The sequence below is a fragment of the Rhodothermales bacterium genome, assembly GCA_040221055.1.
Lineage (GTDB): Bacteria > Bacteroidota > Rhodothermia > Rhodothermales > UBA10348 > 1-14-0-65-60-17.
Window position 1 is genome coordinate 81871 of sequence record JAVJVN010000020.1, and the last position, 18543, is coordinate 100413.

The following is an 18543-nucleotide window of genomic DNA, read 5'->3' on the forward strand; positions in this document are numbered from 1 at the left end:
TCCTAATCCGCCGTGGAACCACACGTCCTGCATCGCGCCCGCTCCGCCGGATGGATTGAAGTCATCTGCGGATCCATGTTCAGCGGGAAGACCGAGGAGCTCATCCGCAGGATGAAGCGCGCCCGGTTTGCCCGGCAGCGGGTCGAGGTGTACCAACCCACCATCGATACCCGGTATTCCGAAGAAGAGGTGGTGTCACACGACGCATCGAGCCTTCGTTCCACACCGGTCGCTGCCGCCTCCCAGATCCTTCTGCTGGCATCCGATGCCGATGTCATCGGTATCGATGAGGGACAGTTCTTCGATTCAGATCTTGTGGACGTCGTCCAGGAGCTTTCGCGAACCGGGAAACGGGTCATCATTGCCGGGTTGGACCAGGATTACCTGGGCAAGCCCTTCGGCCCCATGCCTGCGCTCATGGCCGTGGCCGAATACGTGACGAAGCTGCACGCCATCTGCATGCAGTGCGGGGCGCCCGCGAACCATTCACAGCGTCTTACGGCCGGGGACGAGCGGGTCCTGCTGGGCGCCACGGAATCGTACGAGCCCCGGTGCCGGAATTGCTTCGACCCGGGCCTGGTCAGGGCGCCTTCCGCAGACGGAAAATGACCTCATCGGCCGCGTACAATCCGCCCCCGAGCACGATAAACGCGACCAGGGCGGGAACGGGCTGCCAGATGACGAAGCCGCCGAGCGCGCCGAGTGCACCACCCAGGTACTTGATGTAGTTGAGCTGCTCGTTGGTGCTGCGCTTGATAAGGTCTTCCAACCGGTGCTCATCGTACGCCATCATGTTGTCCATGACCATGCCGTAGACGTCCAGGTTCTCGACGAATCCGAGTACCACCTTGGTGGCCCAGGCTTCGATGTCCTCCGCCCGACTCTCGATCTTCTCCGGTATCCGGTCCAGCAGGGCATCCATCTCATCCAGGACCACATCCAGTTGAGCCGGAAGTCCTTCAATCGCGGTTTCCACACGCCGCGTGAAGTCTTCCTCGTTGATGAACCGATAGGCCTTCAGGGCAAATCCGCCCACGCCCTGTCCCACCCATGACTCGATCTTGTCGATGGCGAAGGCAACCACCCGGTTGCGGACTTCCTCGGATGTGAGCACGGCGGTCATGTAGGATGACGTCAGCCCCTTCAATTCCGTCCTGAATTCTTCATCCTCAATGACGCTCCGGGTAACGCCCAGGGCCATTTCCCGGTACTTCGGGATGATCTGGTTTTCCTCGATTTTCTGCTTGATGATCTCTTCGTTGATCAATTCCTCGGAAACGGCCGTCGCAAGTCGGTAAATGACCCGTTCCCGCTGGGCGGGTATGAGCCCCTGCCCGAAGAGTGGCCGGGAATCACGGGGATTGAACAGCATGGTGATGGCCACCCAGTTCGTCAGGAAGCCGATGAGACCGCTCACGGCCACAATGCGCATGAGGCCGTCCAACGGATAGGAAACCCAGGGGAGTGTGAGCGTCATTCCGGGGAAATCCCACAGGAACGACGCCGCGAACATGATGCCGAGCGACCAGGGTATGACCTGCAGGAGGGGCAGGATGGCCGCATGCGACCCCGCCAGACGAGGCGGTTCGGACGCGGCCGCAACAGGGGGCGGAGAGACCGGGCGATGCCGGCGGATGTAACGGCTGAGCAGATCCCGGAAATCGCCCGCCGTGGCGCGTGTCACATCCCGGGCTTCCTGGACCGATAGTCCCCGGCTGCCCGATTCGTCTTCCTTCGATGTGTTCTGTTCGGGGTCCACTCCGTTCCGGGTCAATTCACCCTTGGGACGCAGAGAGGCCCAGGCGGGTTGCGTCCGCCTGCATGCCGGCGATCACATTCCCGATGTGTTCGTTCAGTTCAATTCCCAGATCGGCGGCTCCGTTGCGGATATCGTCACGCCCCACCGCCGCGGCGAAGGCCTTGTCCTTGAGCTTCTTGGTCACGGACTTCACGCTCATGCCTTCCAACCGGGTCGGTCGTACCCACGCGACGGCGGTAATGAAGCCCGACAGTTCATCGACCGCATAGAGCGCCTTCGAGAGCAACGTCGTGCGCGGGGTTCCGGTGTGGTCCGCATGGCCCATGATGGCGTCCAGCATGACTTCGGGGTAACCCAGTTCCCGCAGCACGCCCACGCCCACGTACGGGTGCTCACTGGCCGTCTGGTGCTTCTCGTAGTCCATGTCGTGCAACAGGCCCGTCATCCGCCACAGCTGCTCGTCCTCCCCGAAGTGACGGGCGTAGAAAGCCATGGCCGCCTCCACGCCGTAGGCATGGCGGCGGAGACTGTCCGTATGGGTCCAGTCATGGAAAAGGGCCAGGGCATCCTTGTATTCAGGCATGATCAAAACAGGTCCACGATTCGCATTTCCTTGAGATATCGACCGGGATTGGCCTGGAAATCGGCCATCAGGGCGTTCAGTCCGGTCAGGGTGGAGTCCATTTTGTGATACATGGAGGGGTCCTTCAACAGCATACCCAGCGTGCCCTCGCCATTGTTCAGGGCCGCGAGCACAGCCGTCAGTTCAACCGATACGCTCCGGACATCCACAAGCGTCCGGTCCACGCCATCCAGCGTGGATTGCAAACTGTCCATGAGCGCGGCCAGGCGTTCGCCATCTTCTCCGGCAGCCGTATCCAGATCGGCGGTCGCGGACTCCACATTGGCCATGACGCGCCCAATCCTCTCCCGTTCGGCCAGCAGCAAGGCTTCGAGTTGTTGCACCGAACGATCCACGGACCCGATGGCGGATCGGAGGTCTGAATCGGGGGAGTTCAGCATCTGATCGGTTCCCCCGAGGACCCGGTCCAGGCCAACAAGAACCGAGTCGACGCGGTCCACCATGCCCGGAGCCCGCGCCGTCAGCGAAGCAATGGCATCGGACATTGGCTGCGTGGCAATCCGGCCGCCTTCGGGAATGCGTGGCGCATCGGGTGGTCCAAGCATCAAATCCATCCGGACGACCCCGAGTGCATCGAACCCGGCAATGGCCCCGGTCGTGCCTTCGGTCACGGGAAGCGAGCTGTCCACATGGAAATCAACGATCACATTGCCCGTGGACGGGGAAATCCGGACGCCGTTCACCGATCCCACGTTTACCCCATTCACGCGCACGACGTTGCCTGCAATGAGACCACCGGCATCGTCGAATTCCGCCGTCAGCGACAGCGTTGGCCGGAAGAGGGGCAGATCTTCGAAATACCGGACACCCAGGATGAAGATGGCGGTGGCAATCAGGAGCGAGGCTCCGACTTTCAATTCATTGGAATACTTCATGAGTGGCCGATCTGGTATTCATTGGCTTTGACGAACGCTTTCAGGACCGGATCGTCTGCGTCATGCAGCTCGTCGATGGTACCGGCCCAATGCATGCGCCCCTGATAGATGAAAGCGGCGCGGTCTGCGATGTTCAGCACGGAATGCATGTCGTGCGTGACGACAATACTGGTCACGTTCAGTTGTTCGGACAGGCCCTCGATGAGCGCATCAATGGTGTTGGACGTTTCCGGATCCAACCCGCTCGTGGGCTCATCATACAACACGTACCGTGGCCGCAAGGCCACGGCCCGGGCCAGGGCTACCCTTTTTTGCTGCCCGCCGGACAATTCGGAAGGCATCTGTTCACCCACATGCGGCAATTCCACCATGTTCAGGCAGTTCTCTACTTCGTATCGGATTTCATCTTCGGTCTTCCGGGTGAACGTCCGCAGGGGGAATGCCACGTTCTCAAAGGCACTCATGGAGTCGAACAGGGCGCCGCCCTGGAACAGGATTCCGAAATTGCGACGGATTTCCCGGAGCTCTCCATAGCTGATGGCATTGATGTCAACACCATCCACGGTAATGCGACCGGAATCGGGCTTCAGCAGTCCGATGATATGCTTCATGAGCACACTTTTACCCGATCCGGAGCGACCGATGATGGCAATGGTCTCCCCCTCGACAATATCCAACGATACGTCAAAGAGGACCTGCCTTTCCTCGAAGCTCTTGTTCAGTCGTTCAATGCGGATCATAGCAGTGTGGCGGCCAGCACGAGGTCGGCGAGGAGGATATAGACACAACTGGCCACGGCGGCCTGGGTCGTGGCACGGCCCACGCCTTCCGCGCCGCCGGCCGTGTAGTATCCCTTGAAACACGAGATGGATGTGATGGCAAAACCGAAAACGAACGACTTGATCATGCCGAAAATGGGGTCGAACGGCTGGAAGAACTCCCGGGCCCCGTCCACGAACACGCCGATGGGGACGAATCCTCCGAAGTGCCCGACCAACATGCCTCCGGTAATCCCCACGAAGGTCGCCGCAATGTACAGGACCGGAAACATCACGACACCGGCAATCACGCGGGGTACAATGAGGTAGCCGATGGAATTGAGCCCCATGGCCTCCAGTGCATCGATCTGCTCCGTGACGCGCATGGTGCCCAGTTCAGCCGCAATCCGGGCGCCGACCCGACCCGCCAGGATGAATCCCGTGACGACCGCACCCAGTTCGAGGACCATGGACGGCGCCACGATGGAGCCGATGATGCTCTTGGGAATGAGCGGGGAAACCAGCTGGTAGGCGGTCTGTACGGTGGTGACGGCGCCCGAAAAGGCGGCCGCCAACATGACGATGGGAAGCGAGTCCACCCCGACGCGCATCATCTGCTCCCAGAGGTTCTTCCGATACCTCGGAAATTCCGGCAGGGCGCCGAATGCATGGAACATCAGCAGGCTGTACCGGCCCAGGGCCTGGACCGGTTCGCGTATGGAGTTATGCAGTTGCGGCATTCGGGTCGGAAGGGTAATCGGCTTCAAGGTACGTTGACCGTTCCAATAGGTGCCCATCCCGTAATGTGGCAGGCACCACGTATCTTCCAGGTATGGCCAAAACCAGATCAATCTTCACGTGCCAGCAGTGTGGGGGCGAATCGCCCCGATGGCTGGGTCAATGCCCGTCCTGCGGAGAGTGGAACACCCTCGTGGAAGAACGGGTGGAGCCGACGTCCCGGCACGCACTCGGAGGAGCGCGACCATCGCGGACCGCCGGAGTCTCGGCCGCACTTCGTCTGGAAGATGTACAGAGCGGTCAGGAATCACGGATTGTCACCCGGAACGCGGAGCTGGATCGGGTACTGGGGGGCGGCATCGTCCGTGGCTCAGCCGTCCTGGTGGCGGGCGACCCCGGAATCGGCAAGAGTACCCTGATGACCGAACTCGGGGCCTTGCTCAAGAATCTGAAAATCCTGTACGTGACGGGCGAGGAATCCCCAGCCCAGGTGAAGATGCGCGCCGAGCGGCTGGGTGTGGACTCCGACACCTTCCTGTTGCTGGCGGAAACCGATGTGGAGGGCATTATTTCATGCGTGCATGATGAGCAGCCCGACCTGCTGGTGGTGGATTCCATCCAGACCGTGTACCGCACCGACCTGAACAGCGCCCCGGGATCGGTTGCCCAGGTCCGGGAAAGCGCTGCGGCCCTCATCCAGATGGCCAAGGCGACCGGAACGGCAGCCTTCATTGTGGGGCACGTCACCAAGCAGGGGTCGATAGCCGGCCCACGGGTGCTGGAGCACATGGTGGATACGGTTCTGTATCTGGAAGGGGATCGGCACCATGCGTTCCGGATCCTGCGGGCCGTCAAGAACCGGTTCGGCTCGACGAACGAAATCGGGGTGTTCGAGATGCAATCGGACGGACTGTCGGCCGTCGGCAATCCGAGTGCCCTGTTCCTGTCGGAACGGGCCGTGCATGCTTCAGGCACGGCGGTCGTGTGCTCCGTGGAGGGGACGCGCCCGTTGCTCGCCGAAATCCAGGCACTCGTTACGGACACCTCCTATTCGACGCCCCAGCGAACAGCGACGGGATTCGATCCACGCCGGCTTCAGATGTTGTTGGCCGTGCTCGAAAAGCGGGTCGGCCTGCGCCTTTCCGGATCGGATGTGTTCGTGAACGTCACGGGTGGCCTGAAGCTGTCCGAGCCCGCGGTTGACCTGGGAATGGTCGCCGCCATCGTGTCCTCATTCCGGAATCGCGCCATTCCGGCCACGTCCGTACTGATCGGGGAAGTCGGTCTGGGAGGGGAAATCCGCTCAGTCCCGCAACTCGATGCGCGCATCCGTGAGGCCTCCAAGCTGGGATTCACGGATATCTTCGTGCCGGAAAGTGCCCGGGCGGGAGCCGGCGCATCGACGGCGAAATTGACGGGTGTGGCCTCCCTGGAAGCCCTCGTTGACCGACTGTTCTGATAGTGGGGGTCAGCGCCGGTCCAGGCGCTCCACCGTGCCGTCATCGCGCCCTACGAGCACGGTCGTCGCCATATCCAGGAACAGACCGTGGTCCAGCACACCCGGCGTCTGCAGCAACGTCATGTTTACAGCATCGAGATCCCCCATGCCGTGATCGAATGCCGCGTCCAGGATCCACAGCCCCTGATCCGTAACGACGGGCCCATCCTTCTTGACGCCCATCCGGAGGACCGGATCACCCCCCAGTTTCCGGAGCACAGTCATGACGGGAGCCACGGCCATGGGAACGACTTCCACCGGCAGGGGCATACGTTCACCCAAACGCGACACCCGCTTCGACTCGTCGACCAGCACCACGAACGATCGCGCCTGGGCCGCCACGATCTTCTCCCGGGTATGCGCCGCACCCCGGCCCTTGATGAGTGCCAATCCGGGATCGAATTCGTCGGCCCCGTCGAATGCCAGATCTACAGCCGGATGCTCATCCAACGTGGTGAGCGGAATCCCGTTCTCGCGCGCCAGGCGCTCGGAAGCGAACGAGGTCGGTATGCCCTTGACCTCCAATCCCTCCCGGGAAATGCGCTCACCCAGCGCCTTGATGGCCATGGCTGCCGTGGAGCCGGTACCCAGCCCCAGCACCATTCCGGCCGTGATCATGTCCGCAACGGTCTGTCCTACCAACCGTTTGGCGTCGTTCTGTGTCCGTGCCATCCTATTCGAATCGGAGCGCATCGATCGGATTCAACCGGGCCGCCTTGAAGGCCGGATATCCGCCGAAGACCAGCGCAATGAATGTGACCATGACGACGGCGGCAATGGCCCATCCAACCGGGAACGCCGCCGAGATGTCAAAATACAGGGCGACGCCATTCCCGGCCAGCGCTCCAAGAAGGATTCCGATGGCACCCCCGATCTGGCACAGGAAAAAGGCTTCCAGCAGGAACTGACGGAGGATGTCCTTGCGCCGGGCACCGATGGACTTCCGGATTCCGATTTCACGGGTACGCTCAATGACGGACACGAGCATGATGTTCATGATGCCGATCCCGGCGGCCAGGAGCGATATCAATCCGATGCCGGCTCCTCCCATGGTCAACGTTCCCGTGAAGGCTTCAAATACAGCCTGCATGGAGTCGTTGGTGGACAGGTCAAAATTGTTCGGGTCGCCCGGTTGCACCTTCCGGATGACCCGCATGCGACCGATGACCTCGTCCTTTGCCGCATTGATCATGGCCGGATCATGGACGCGGATGGACACATTGGCGATATTGCGCTGGGGCTGTCCGTAGACCGTGAAACCCCGACTGATGGGCACGAAAACCCGGTTGTCTTCCGAGAACCCGAGGAAACTGCCCTTTTCCTTCAACACCCCGATGACCGAGCATCGCATGCCATCCATGGTCAATTGCTTCCCAAGGGGTGATTCGTTGGGAAACAGCTCCTCGGCAATAATGGAGCCGGTCACGCACACCGGACGGGCGTACTGGATGTCTTCTGCCGTGAAGAACCTTCCGTATTCGACCTCGTGGCTGAAGTTGCCCAGCATATCCTCGTCGGTGCCCATGATCATCACATTCGGCTCCGTTTCCCGGTCGGAATAGGAGACCTTCGTCATCTTGAAGTCCTCCATGGGCGACACCGTGACCGGAACGGTCATGAGGGATTCCAGACGTTCCACCTGATCGTAGGTAATGCTTGGCCGGTTGCGAACAGCCGCGCTCGTATTGCCCATCTGGATGGGCGGCGTCCGGGTCACCGAGAAGGTGGACGACCCCAGGAATTGGAGCCGTTCCTTGAAGTACACATCAATCACTTCGACGGCCGTCACGGACACGATGATGGCGAACACACCGATCACCATGCCCAGCAACGTGAGACCCGATCTCATCTTGTGCCCGCGCAGGGACTCCCAGGCCATCCGGAATGCTTCAAGAAATGCCATGTCAAATACGTTTATTCGTAGCGGAGGGCTTCAATGGGCGTCGCGTTGGCAGCCGACCAGGCCGGTGCCAGGCCGAAGGTCGTACCGATGGCCACGCAGATACCGAAGGCAATGGCCACAATCCCGACGCCCATCTGCGCGGGCAGCACGAGCGAAATCAGGAGTGCGAGGGGGATTGAAAGCAGGACGCCCACGACGCCACCGACCATGCAAATCACGATGGCCTCGATGAGGAACTGCATGAGGATGGTACGTCTCCGGGCCCCCACTGCCTTCCGGATGCCGATTTCCCGTGTCCGCTCTTTCACCGTCACGAACATGATGTTCATGACGCCGATACCGCCCACCAACAGGGCGAGCGCCGTCAATCCGATCCCGATGCCGAAGATGGCATTCTTGATGGGAGCGATGGCTGCCCGCAGCGATTCCTGTTCATTGATTTCGAAGTCGTCCTCCTCACCTGCCTGGAGACCCCGGGCCAACCGGACGACGCCCCGCAATTCATCCCGGGCCTCGGCAACAGGCACGCCGGACACGATCTTGGCCCGGACCGATGCATCCCGCCAACGCGTGCCGAAATGCTTCTGGAACGAGGAGAAGGGCACGAAGGCCGACGTATCGTTCCCGCCTCCGCCCTGTCCTTCCTTCTTCAGGATGCCGATGATCCGGTAACGGTGCCCGCCTATCCGGATGGTTTTTCCGAGGGCATTTCCGACGGGAAACAACTCGCTGGCCACGACGGCACCCACCACCGCCACGCTGCGTGCGCTCAGGTCATCCACTTCCGAATAGAAGTATCCCTCCTGCAGATCAACGGTCTGGACCATCGGATAATTCGCCAATGTACCCCGAACCGTGATGTTGGGCAGGTTCTGGTGTTCCGATACGGCCGCCCGGCCGGTCGTGACGACCGCGGTGGCGGCTTCCACGAGCGATGCACGCTCATTGATGGCCGTCGCAATATCCACGTCAATGCGGGGCCGGTTTATGTACTCCCACCATTTGAACCCCGGTCCGCCGACCCATGGCCAGCGCTCCACGTACATGACATCGGCACCCAGGCTGGCCATGTCATTCTCGAATCCCTGCTCAATGCCGTTCACAATGGTGGCCATCCCCGTAACGGAAACGATTCCGATGATGATGCCAAGCGTGGTCAGTACGGCTCGCATCTTGTTGCTCACGACGGCCCGGACGGCAATCAGGAACGACTCGGTCAACTCGAAGAAATATCGACGCACGTGGGGCAGGGTTTTGGGGGCGTGGAATCTGATCCGGGTACGCGACGTTCACCCTGTAGTTGCAATACACACCCTCTCCCGGACATGAGCAAGGCACGCATTCTCGCGGAATTCTGGACGTTCCTGAAAATGAGGCGCAAGCTGTGGCTGGCCCCCATCGTATTCATCCTGCTTCTGTTGAGCTTGCTGATCGTGCTCACACAGGGCTCAGCCCTCGCCCCGTTCATTTACGCCCTCTTCTGATGGATTGTCCAGTCGGACTTCGAAACGCAACCGGTACTCCCTGTAGGTCGTGTTGAAGTCGGACTTGACGAGCCGGAAGCCGTTACGAAGCGCCAGGATGGTCATTCCCGGGTGCAGGTTGGGAAAGGTATCGAATGCAAACCGGGTGAACCCCATCTGCTGCACCCGGGCCATCATGTCCGCAAGCAGGGCCGATGCCACGCCACGACGCCGCCACGCCGGCATGACGCCCCCCTTTGCACTGTAGAACGTGAACCGGTTTTCCCGGTAGCCGATCTTGAACCCGACCGGGTCCGGACCCGACCAGGCAATCAGGATGACCACGTCAGGCCGCTCGAACGTATTGATGATCCGGTCTTCCTCGAAGATGAGCCGGTTCATCGGACGGATGATGGGAAGTGCATCGAGGCCCACCTGCTCAATCCGGATCCCGGCATGTCCGTACTCCGTCATGAATCCGCCTCCACCAGGGTACCGGGCTCCAGCAGTGCGGGGGGCACGTCCTGCAGGAATCGGGTCGGACTCGTGAAATACTGGCCATCGAATCGACGGGCCTGGACCATGGGATAGCTCACATACAGTTCATCGGCCGCCCGGGTAATGGCCACGTACATCAGGCGGAGTTCCTCATCCACGGCCTGGGTGTCGCCAACGGCCCGGGCGGAGGGCAATACGCCGTCCAGCGCCTGGATGATGAACACGACCTTGAACTCGAGTCCCTTCGCGGAGTGGATGGTCGACAGGGTCAAGGGCAATTCATCATTGCCTTCCTCCTCCACATCCATGGCCGTCAATTCCACAGGGTCAAGCGCCATGCTTTCCAACATCCGCGTGCGGTCCGTGAAGGAGGCGGCCAGTGCCGCCAGCGCATCCAGGTCCTGCTGCCGTTTGGGATGATCCTCGTAATAGACGCGCTTCAGGATGGGCTCGTAATAGGCCAACACCCGCTCCAGTTCATCGGCCGGCGTCGCCCCGGGAGCATTCCGTCCGCTCCGCAGCAGGTTGAACAACGCGGTCAACTGGTCCGCGTATCGGTCCGACAGGAAAGCATGGTCCAGAGAGAGCGCATCGGAGGGCTCGGCCATGATGGCGTTCATCAATCGATGGGCGGTCTTCGGCCCGATCCCCTCCAGCAGCTGCAGGATCCGGTTCCAGGACACGGCATCCTGCGGATTCTCCATCACCCGCACGTGGGCCAGGACATCTTTTACGTGGGCTGCATCGGACAATTTCAGGCCACCATATTTCACGAACGGAATGCCCATCCGATTGAGTTCCACTTCCAGATTGTACGAATTGAATCCGTTCCGGAACAGGACCGCCATCTGGTTCAGCTCCACACCCTCCTCCCGAAGTGCCAGGATCTGCTGGGCGACGAACCGGCTTTCGAAGCGCTCGTCCTGGGCAGCCACGAATACCGGGGTCACCCCGCCGTCCCGCTCCGTGAACAGCTGCTTGTCATGTTTCCGGTGGGCACGCGCCAGGACGTGGTTGGCCAGATCCAGGATGGGCTGTGTGGAACGGTAATTCTGCTCCAGCTTGAGGAGCCAGGCACCCGGGAATTGCTCGTCGAATGTCAGGATGTTGCGCAGATCCGCGCCCCGGAAACCATAGATGCTCTGTGCATCGTCGCCGACGGCCATCACATTGCCGTGCACGGATGAAAATGCGGCGACGAGGGCAGCCTGGGCCGGATTCGTATCTTGGTATTCATCCACCAGCACGTGACGGCACCGACCGGCCACCGTCCGGCGGATTTCGTCGTGGTCCCGAAGCAGCACCAGCGTCTGGATGAGCAGGTCGTCATAGTCCATGAGCCCGTGCTGCTGCTTGTAGACCCCATAGGCTTTGGCAAGTGCGGCGATTTCGTCCTCGAAGGAGACGAACTGCGGCCAGGTGGACTGGAGGATATCGGAAAGGGATGCGCCGCGACTCCGGACGGCGCTGATGATGGCCTGGAGCGTTCGTTTCTTCGGGAAGCGTTTGCGGGACAGCGATTTGGGAAGCGCTCCCCGCAGGACATCAATCACGTCCGCGGCATCCGATGCGTCGAGTATGGTGAAGTTCTTCGGCCATCCGATGACGGGCGCGTACTGGCGCAGGATCGATACCCCGAATGCATGGAAGGTGCCGCCCCGGACCTGGTTGCACCGGCCGTCCAGCAGCAACGACGCCCGGGCCAGCATTTCCCGGGACGCGCGGCGCGTGAACGTCAGGAGTACAATCTGCTCGGGTGGTGTCCCGTGTTCGACCAGCCAGGCCAGCCGATAGACCAGGGTGCGGGTCTTTCCGGTACCCGCACCAGCCACCACCAACGTTGCTCCCCCGGGTGCACGGACCACATCCAGTTGTTGGGCGTTCAGTTCATCGGCATAGGGAATGACCGTCTGCACCACATCGGCGTCAGGATCACGCTTGATGACGAAGTGGCGGGCCATGCATGCAGGCGGTTGACTGGGCGATGTGCGTGTGAACGTGGACGCCGACAATTGGTTTGGCAGGGCCGGAATTCATAGATTGAGCGCCTGTTACCAGGCAGGTTTGTATGGGAAAAATCATCGCGGTTGCGAACCAGAAAGGCGGAGTCGGCAAGACCACGACGTCCGTCAATGTGGCCGCGTCCATCGCCGCCATGGAACACCGTACCCTGCTCATGGACTTCGATCCGCAGGCGAACGGAACGTCCGGTTCGGGTATTGATGTCCGGTCGGTCGGCAAGTCCACCTACGAGGTGCTCATCGGGGAGGCGACGGCCGAAGAGGTCATCGTACCTACCGAGATGGAATTCCTGGATGTCATGCCGAGCCATATCAACCTGGTGGGTGCGGAAATCGAAATGGTCGACGTGGTCGACCGGGAGCGCATCCTGCGCAAGGCCTTGCAGCCCATCCGTGACCGCTACGATTTCATCATCATCGATTGCCCGCCGTCGCTCGGTCTGCTTACCCTGAACTCCCTGACGGCGGCCGATTCCGTCATCATCCCGGTCCAGGCGGAATACTTCGCCCTGGAAGGCCTTGGACAGTTGCTGAACACCATCAAACTCGTGCGTCAGCACCTGAATCCGGACCTTGAAATCGAAGGGGTGGTCCTGACCATGTTCGATACCCGACTCCGTCTGGCCAACCAGGTGGCGTCCGAAGTCCGGAAGTATTTCGGGGACAAGGTCTTCTCGACCATTGTCCAACGCAACGTCCGGTTGTCGGAAGCCCCCAGCTACGGGCAGCCCGTCATCCTGTACGATGCCGCCAGTACGGGCTCCCGGAACTACATCGGTCTGGCCCGGGAAATCCTGACCAACAACAAAGCCTATCTCCAACCTGCCGACTGAGGCTGCCATGGCAAAACGAAAGTCTGCGCTCGGAAAAGGCCTGGGGGCCTTGCTGCCCGACAATGAGGCCCGCACGTCGGCGGCCGAGGATCCGGCCTCCCCACGCTTGTACAATTTCGAAGACCGGATCCGTACGGCAGGCTCGGTTTCGGACATCGCCGTCGACCGGATTGAACCCAATCCGTACCAACCGCGCGAGCACTTCGACGGGACGGCCCTGGCCGAACTGGCCCAGTCCATCCGGTCGTTGGGCATCATCCAGCCCCTGACCGTCCGGGCCGTTGGTCCGAACCGGTTCGAATTGATTTCGGGTGAGCGGCGATTGCGGGCCGCCCGTCAGGCAGGCCTCGAACGCGTACCGGCCTACATCCGGGAGGCCGACACGGAGGCCATGCTGGAAATGGCCATCGTGGAAAACGTCCAGCGGGAGCAGCTGAACCCCATCGAAATCTCCCTCGGCTATCGTCGCTTGATGGATGAGTGCGGGCTGACCCAGGAACACGTGGCCGACAAGGTGGGAAAAAGTCGCTCCGCCGTCGCCAATTTCCTGCGCCTGCTTCGCTTGCCACCCGTCATCCAGGCGGGTCTCCGGGATGGTCAGTTGTCCACGGGTCATGCCCGGGCGTTGCTCGCACTTGAATCGGAAGCCGACCAGAAGACGGCTCTCGAGACCATCGTCGCCAAGGGCCTCTCGGTCCGCGACACGGAGCAGTGGGTCAAAAAAATGCTGTCGGCCGGGCAACCCCCGACACAACAACCGGCAGGTGCGTCACCTGCCGCCACGCACGAGGCCGATCTGGAATTGCGCCGCATGACCGACGATCTGCGTTCGCGACTGGGGACGAAAGTCCGGATCAAACCTGTGGGCAAAGGCACGTCCGGGCGGATTGAGGTGGAGTTCTATTCCGCCGAGGATCTGGAGCGCATTGTGGACCTGCTCACATCCTGATGCGTGCCCTCTGTGTGCTGCTCATGGGTCTGTGCGCACTTCCGGACCTGGCGACGGCCCAGGCGACGCTGTCCGGCAATCGGCCTGACGACGTACAGCGCCTGGTCATTGGTCGCGCCCTGCCTCCCGCCGTGAATCGGACGCCACAGGATGCGCTTCGACGTGCCCTCCTGGTGCCGGGCTGGGGACAGATCTACAATCGGCAGTACATCAAGCTCCCGTTCGTCTATGGCGCACTCGGCGGGTTGGCCACGCTCGCCGTGTTGAGTCACCAGGACTATACCCTGTACCGCGACGCCTACCAGTACAAGGCGTGGCAGGAACTCGTGGACGCCGGAGCGCAGGCGGTGAACCCCAAGGCAGAGTTCCAGTCTGCATACGACGAGATCGCTGCCGAATTCGGAACCGTCTCGTCCCGACCCATCCAAACGCAGCGAAATAATTTCCGACGTTCGCGTGACCTTTCGCTGATTGGCATCGGCTTAGTGTATGGTCTGGCTGTGCTGGACGCTTATGTAAGTGCGCACTTGATTGATTTCGATGACGGAACAGACCTGTCGCTGCATGTGGCACCGGTCCCTTCCGGCATTCGAACGACCGTATTGATCCCGCTGGGATCCCGGTAATCCTGTAACCTCTTGCTTTGGCGGACGTCTCAGAGACCGCCCAACCACCAACGTGGCCCGTGTGTGCCGCGAGAGTCTTCATCATGCGAGAAGGTACCAGATTGAATGATCCCGTTACCGACGTGGTCGATGTGACGGCCACGGCACGAACCTCGGAGCCCAGCCTGTTCAAGAAATGCCATGCATTTTTTGATTCCGAAAACCTGTATGCGCAGGTGAAGGCGGCTGACCTCTACCCGTATTTCCGGGCCATTGAACGGAACGACGGAACGCGCGCGATCATGAATGGCCGGGAAGTCATCATGGCGGGATCCAACAACTATCTGGGGCTCCTCTCCGACGAGCGTGTCCGCGAAGCCGCCGTGGAAGCCATCCACAAATACGGCACCGGGTGCACAGGCAGCCGGTTCCTGAACGGCACCCTCGACCTGCACATCCAGTTGGAAGAACGGCTGGCGCGTTTCATGAACCGTGAAGCCTGCGTCCTGTTTTCCACGGGTTACATGACCAACGAGGGCGTCATCCAGTCGCTGGCCGGCAAAGGAGACGTCATCTTCTCGGACAAGGACAACCACGCATGCATCGTGGCGGGGACGAAGGTGGCCATGGCCGATACCCTCCGCTTCCGTCACAACGACATGAAGCATCTCCGGGCGCTCCTGGAGAAGACGCAACTTGAACGCCCTGGAGCAGGCAAACTGATCGTCACGGATGGGGTGTTCTCCATGTCGGGAATCGTAGCCAAGCTTCCCGAACTTGTGGAGCTGGCCGAGGAATTCGACGCGGTCCTGATGGCCGACGATGCCCATGCCGTGGGTGTCATCGGACCAGGCGGACGTGGAACGGCGGCCCAGTTCGGGCTCGAGGATCGGGTCCACCTCACCACCGGCACATTCTCGAAGAGCTTTGCATCCCTCGGTGGATTCTGTGTGGGCGACGCCGACGTCGTGGAGTACATCCGTCACACGAGTTCGACACACATCTTCTCGGCGTCCATGCCTCCCTCGAATGTGGCCACGGTACTGAAGTGCCTGGAGATCCTGGAAACGGAGCCCTGGCGCCTGGACCGCCTGTGGGAAATCTCCGATTACATGCGGGCCGGTTTCGAGGATGCCGGGTTCAATGTCTGGAACAGCCAGACGCCCATCATTCCGGTCGTGGCCGGCAACATGCGCACCTGTTTCGAAATGTGGCGCGACCTCCTGGACACCGGTGTCTTCGTGAACGCCGTCGTCCCTCCGGCCGTACCGCAGGGACAATCCGTGTTGCGCACGTCCTACATGGCTACCCACACCAATGAGGACCTCGACTTCATCCTGGATGCCTTCAAACGGGTGGGCCACAAGCACGGCGTCATAGGAACCAACGGTTCGGCAGCCTGATGACCGGATTTACGGTTTCTCCGGTCACGTCCCGACGGGACCGGAAGGCGTTCATCCAATTCCCGTTCGACCTGTACCGGGAGAGCAACGTGTGGGTACCGCCGCTCCGCATGGACGTTGCGCGACTCATCAACCCCCGGAAGAACGCCTTTTTCGGCCACGGGGACATGCAACTCTTTCTTGCCAGGGATGCCTCCGGCCGTGTAGCCGGGCGGATTGCGGCCATCCGGAATGGCATGCATCTGCAAAAATATGACGATGCCGTCGGGTTTTTCGGTTTTTTCGAGACCGTGGACGATGACGACGTGGCCGGGGCCTTGCTTGAGGCCGCAGCCGGGTGGTTGCGCAGCCAGGGACTGTCCGTCATGCGCGGGCCGGCCAATCCCACCTTGAACGACACCGCCGGTCTGCTTGTGGGTGGGTTCGACCGCCAGCCATCCATTCTCATGCCGTACAATTTCCCGTACTATGAGGCCATGCTGGCGCGTTTCGGGTTCTCCCGGTCCATGACCATGTGGGCCTATTACAGCCACATCAAATACCTGGACGATGCCAAGTTGAACCGGGGCCGGGATCTCATCATGCGTCGCTATCCCGGCCTGAGCGCGCGTCGGCTGGACATGTCCCGTTTCGAGGAAGAAGCAGCCACCATCCTGGACATCTACAACGATGCCTGGTCCAGGAACTGGGGGCATGTCCCCATGACCGATCCCGAGTTCACGCAATTGGCCTCGGAATTGAAGCAGATCGTGGACCCGCGCCTGGTGGTCATGGTGGAAGACGAGGGTGAACCCGTCGCATTCGCCATTTCATTGCCGGACCTGAACTATGCATTGAAGACGCTGAAGACAGGACGGTTGCTGCCGTTCGGCCTGTTCAAGTTGTTGATGCTCGCCAAGAGTGGTGTCATCCGGGAAATCCGGATGCCGCTCATGGGTGTCCGGCTTTCCCATCAGGGGCGCGGCCTGGATGCCATGCTGATTGCGGAAACCATCAACACGGGTCGGGAAATCGGCGTACAGGGATGCGAAATGAGTTGGGTGCTGGACACGAACATGAAACTCAGAAATGCCCTGGAGGCCATGAACGGAGTGAAAGACAAGGAGTATGCCTTGTTTGATGCACCCATCTGAGCCCATGTCCCGACCTGCATTCGTTTATTTCGACATCGACGACACCCTACTGGATCACACCCGTGCCGAGCGGCACGCGCTCAACGACGTCATTGCCGACCGGTCCGATGCATTTGACGGACTGACGCACGACGAGATCGTTTCGGCGTACCGGGAGGTGAATGCACGGGTCTGGAGCGAATATGCAGCGGGGTCCCGAAGCAAGGACCAGACGAAGTATGGCCGGTTCGAGCTCCTTCTGGACCGGCTGGGACGTGGCGGAAATGGCCTGCACGTGGAGCTCGCCGACCTGTACCTGGAACGGTACAGCGACCATTGGAGCTTTGTGGACGGGGCTGAACAGGCCTGGCAGGCGGTATCATCGACGTATCCCTGCGGTTTGTTGACGAACGGATTCTCGGAGATCCAGCGGGCGAAGCTGTCCCGCTTCCCTGTGCTGGACCGGAACGCCCGGCACATCATCATCAGCGATGAGATCGGCTGGTTGAAACCGCACCGGGCCCTGTTCGATCACGCAGCCGGAATGGCCGGCGTGCCTCCCGAAGATATCCTCTATGTTGGTGATTCGGCCCGGTCGGACGTCGAAGGCGGACTGGGCGCCGATTGGTCCGTGGCGTGGTACCGGGGGGACGATCATGCGTCCGAACGCGTATTCTCCTTCCAGGACTACCGTGAACTGATGGACCGACTGGAAGCCTCTTGAGCACGGTGCACGCGCGTGACCCAAACAAAAAAAGCCACCTGTCTCCAGGTGGCTTTTTTGCGGACCCCGTCCTTTTCAGGACGATGGTTCCAAAAGTTTCCTGACGCGCGAATCTCCCCCGGTGGTCCGTTCAGCCGAAGCTGTTCAGAACAGCCGGTTACGGGAGATTCTCGTCTTATGGTTGGCATCACCACCAGGGTGATGCAATCCGCCGTACGGGCATACAACGGATTTCAGCATTCCGCGGACAACAGGATTCAGCCCGTTTGCCCACCCTTTCGGGTGCGCCACGTTACATCCGCCTGCCTGTGCCGCTCCCCTCGTCCGCTCCGAAAAGCTTCGAGGTTCGCTTGCACACGCCTTGCAAATCAATGCAAGGCCCTGCACTTCAACGGACTCTGGTTGCCGGGACGGTACCAGAACGATCCATGCAGTCTCCTGCCTGTGCAGCGCCGGAACCGGCCGAAGCCAGTCCGCCATCTTCACCAGGCCGGTACGTTACGTACCGCATCCGGAACTCCTGCAAACCTGCCTTGTGAGCGGTATTGCGATCAACACTCCGAACGAGGGGGTCCAGCTCCCGATCCGAAGATCGGGCGGTCTGCCCTCATGCAGCCTAAAGACTCAGTCGCGTCAAGGAACGGTGCCGTCAGGCACTGGGACTATTATAGATCGGTTTCAGAGTCAAGTCAATGCAGAATGTTCAACAAAGAGTTCACACAGTTCTCCACAGGGTTGTCCACACCCCCGGAAATGCAGAA

19 protein-coding genes are annotated in these 18543 nt (G+C 60.8%); 9 read left to right on the forward strand and 10 right to left on the reverse strand.

The window, feature by feature from the left end:
• The first annotated feature begins 12 nt into the window (after positions 1-12).
• A complete protein-coding gene (locus RIE53_12885; GenBank protein ID MEQ9105579.1) occupies positions 13-609 on the forward strand; it encodes a thymidine kinase in 597 nt (198 codons plus the stop codon).
• Here RIE53_12885 and RIE53_12890 read toward each other — a convergent pair.
• The 5 genes from RIE53_12890 to RIE53_12910 are packed head-to-tail and all read right to left on the reverse strand — an operon-like array spanning position 581 to position 4775.
• Positions 581-1774: a DUF445 family protein gene (locus tag RIE53_12890; GenBank protein ID MEQ9105580.1), complete on the reverse strand. Its 1194-nt coding sequence runs from the start codon at positions 1772-1774 to the stop codon at positions 581-583. The two genes, RIE53_12885 and RIE53_12890, sit on opposite strands and share 29 nt — an antisense overlap.
• A 1-nt stretch (position 1775) precedes the next feature.
• Positions 1776-2342 (reverse strand): HDIG domain-containing protein, encoded by a 567-nt coding sequence (locus tag RIE53_12895; protein MEQ9105581.1) that lies wholly within the window; start codon positions 2340-2342, stop codon positions 1776-1778.
• A 2-nt stretch (positions 2343-2344) separates the two neighbouring features.
• Complete coding sequence (locus tag RIE53_12900) at positions 2345-3277, reverse strand: MlaD family protein (GenBank protein ID MEQ9105582.1); 933 nt, start codon at positions 3275-3277, stop codon at positions 2345-2347.
• The gene (locus RIE53_12905; protein ID MEQ9105583.1) at positions 3274-4017 is read right to left on the reverse strand and encodes an ABC transporter ATP-binding protein; all 744 of its coding nucleotides are present in this window, start codon (positions 4015-4017) and stop codon (positions 3274-3276) included. Before RIE53_12905 ends, RIE53_12900 begins: the two co-directional genes overlap by 4 nt.
• Positions 4014-4775 carry an ABC transporter permease gene (locus tag RIE53_12910; protein ID MEQ9105584.1) on the reverse strand — a complete coding sequence of 254 codons (762 nt, stop codon included), beginning with the start codon at positions 4773-4775 and terminating at the stop codon, positions 4014-4016. The genes RIE53_12905 and RIE53_12910 overlap by 4 nt, the downstream gene beginning before the upstream one ends.
• 92 nt (positions 4776-4867) lie before the next feature.
• Between RIE53_12910 and radA the strand changes: the two genes are divergently transcribed.
• Positions 4868-6232, forward strand: coding sequence for a DNA repair protein RadA (radA, locus tag RIE53_12915; protein MEQ9105585.1), 1365 nt, complete (start codon positions 4868-4870; stop codon positions 6230-6232).
• Between the two features lie 9 nt (positions 6233-6241).
• Here the strand turns inward: radA and rpiA are convergent, their stop codons facing one another.
• From rpiA to RIE53_12930, 3 genes are read right to left on the reverse strand one after another with little or no spacing between them, the layout of a single operon-like run.
• Entirely contained in the window at positions 6242-6943 is a 702-nt protein-coding gene (gene rpiA / locus RIE53_12920) for a ribose 5-phosphate isomerase A (protein MEQ9105586.1), read from the reverse strand.
• Position 6944: 1 nt separating this feature from the next.
• Positions 6945-8174, reverse strand: coding sequence for an ABC transporter permease (locus tag RIE53_12925; protein ID MEQ9105587.1), 1230 nt, complete (start codon positions 8172-8174; stop codon positions 6945-6947).
• Positions 8175-8185: 11 nt separating this feature from the next.
• Positions 8186-9415, reverse strand: a complete 1230-nt coding sequence (locus RIE53_12930; GenBank protein ID MEQ9105588.1) for an ABC transporter permease — start codon at positions 9413-9415, stop codon at positions 8186-8188.
• Between the two features lie 84 nt (positions 9416-9499).
• Between RIE53_12930 and RIE53_12935 the strand changes: the two genes are divergently transcribed.
• On the forward strand, positions 9500-9658 hold the full coding sequence (locus RIE53_12935) for a DUF5989 family protein (GenBank protein ID MEQ9105589.1): 159 nt from the start codon (positions 9500-9502) through the stop codon (positions 9656-9658).
• Here the strand turns inward: RIE53_12935 and RIE53_12940 are convergent.
• Both RIE53_12940 and RIE53_12945 read right to left on the reverse strand, forming a co-directional pair.
• Positions 9623-10111 carry a GNAT family N-acetyltransferase gene (locus tag RIE53_12940; protein ID MEQ9105590.1) on the reverse strand — a complete coding sequence of 163 codons (489 nt, stop codon included), beginning with the start codon at positions 10109-10111 and terminating at the stop codon, positions 9623-9625. The two genes, RIE53_12935 and RIE53_12940, sit on opposite strands and share 36 nt — an antisense overlap.
• Complete coding sequence (locus RIE53_12945; GenBank protein MEQ9105591.1) at positions 10108-12096, reverse strand: ATP-dependent helicase; 1989 nt, start codon at positions 12094-12096, stop codon at positions 10108-10110. Before RIE53_12945 ends, RIE53_12940 begins: the two co-directional genes overlap by 4 nt.
• Before the next feature lie 107 nt (positions 12097-12203).
• Between RIE53_12945 and RIE53_12950 the strand changes: the two genes are divergently transcribed.
• From RIE53_12950 to RIE53_12975, 6 genes are all read left to right on the forward strand, one after another.
• Positions 12204-12989 carry an AAA family ATPase gene (locus RIE53_12950; protein MEQ9105592.1) on the forward strand — a complete coding sequence of 262 codons (786 nt, stop codon included), beginning with the start codon at positions 12204-12206 and terminating at the stop codon, positions 12987-12989.
• Between the two features lie 7 nt (positions 12990-12996).
• Positions 12997-13938, forward strand: coding sequence for a ParB/RepB/Spo0J family partition protein (locus RIE53_12955; protein ID MEQ9105593.1), 942 nt, complete (start codon positions 12997-12999; stop codon positions 13936-13938).
• Positions 13938-14564 carry a DUF5683 domain-containing protein gene (locus RIE53_12960; protein MEQ9105594.1) on the forward strand — a complete coding sequence of 209 codons (627 nt, stop codon included), beginning with the start codon at positions 13938-13940 and terminating at the stop codon, positions 14562-14564. Before RIE53_12955 ends, RIE53_12960 begins: the two co-directional genes overlap by 1 nt.
• Positions 14565-14647: 83 nt before the next feature.
• Entirely contained in the window at positions 14648-15946 is a 1299-nt protein-coding gene (locus RIE53_12965; protein MEQ9105595.1) for a pyridoxal phosphate-dependent aminotransferase family protein, read from the forward strand.
• Entirely contained in the window at positions 15946-17079 is a 1134-nt protein-coding gene (locus RIE53_12970) for a hypothetical protein (protein MEQ9105596.1), read from the forward strand. The genes RIE53_12965 and RIE53_12970 overlap by 1 nt, the downstream gene beginning before the upstream one ends.
• Before the next feature lie 4 nt (positions 17080-17083).
• Positions 17084-17782 (forward strand): HAD-IA family hydrolase, encoded by a 699-nt coding sequence (locus RIE53_12975; GenBank protein ID MEQ9105597.1) that lies wholly within the window; start codon positions 17084-17086, stop codon positions 17780-17782.
• The last annotated feature ends 761 nt before the right edge of the window (positions 17783-18543 follow it).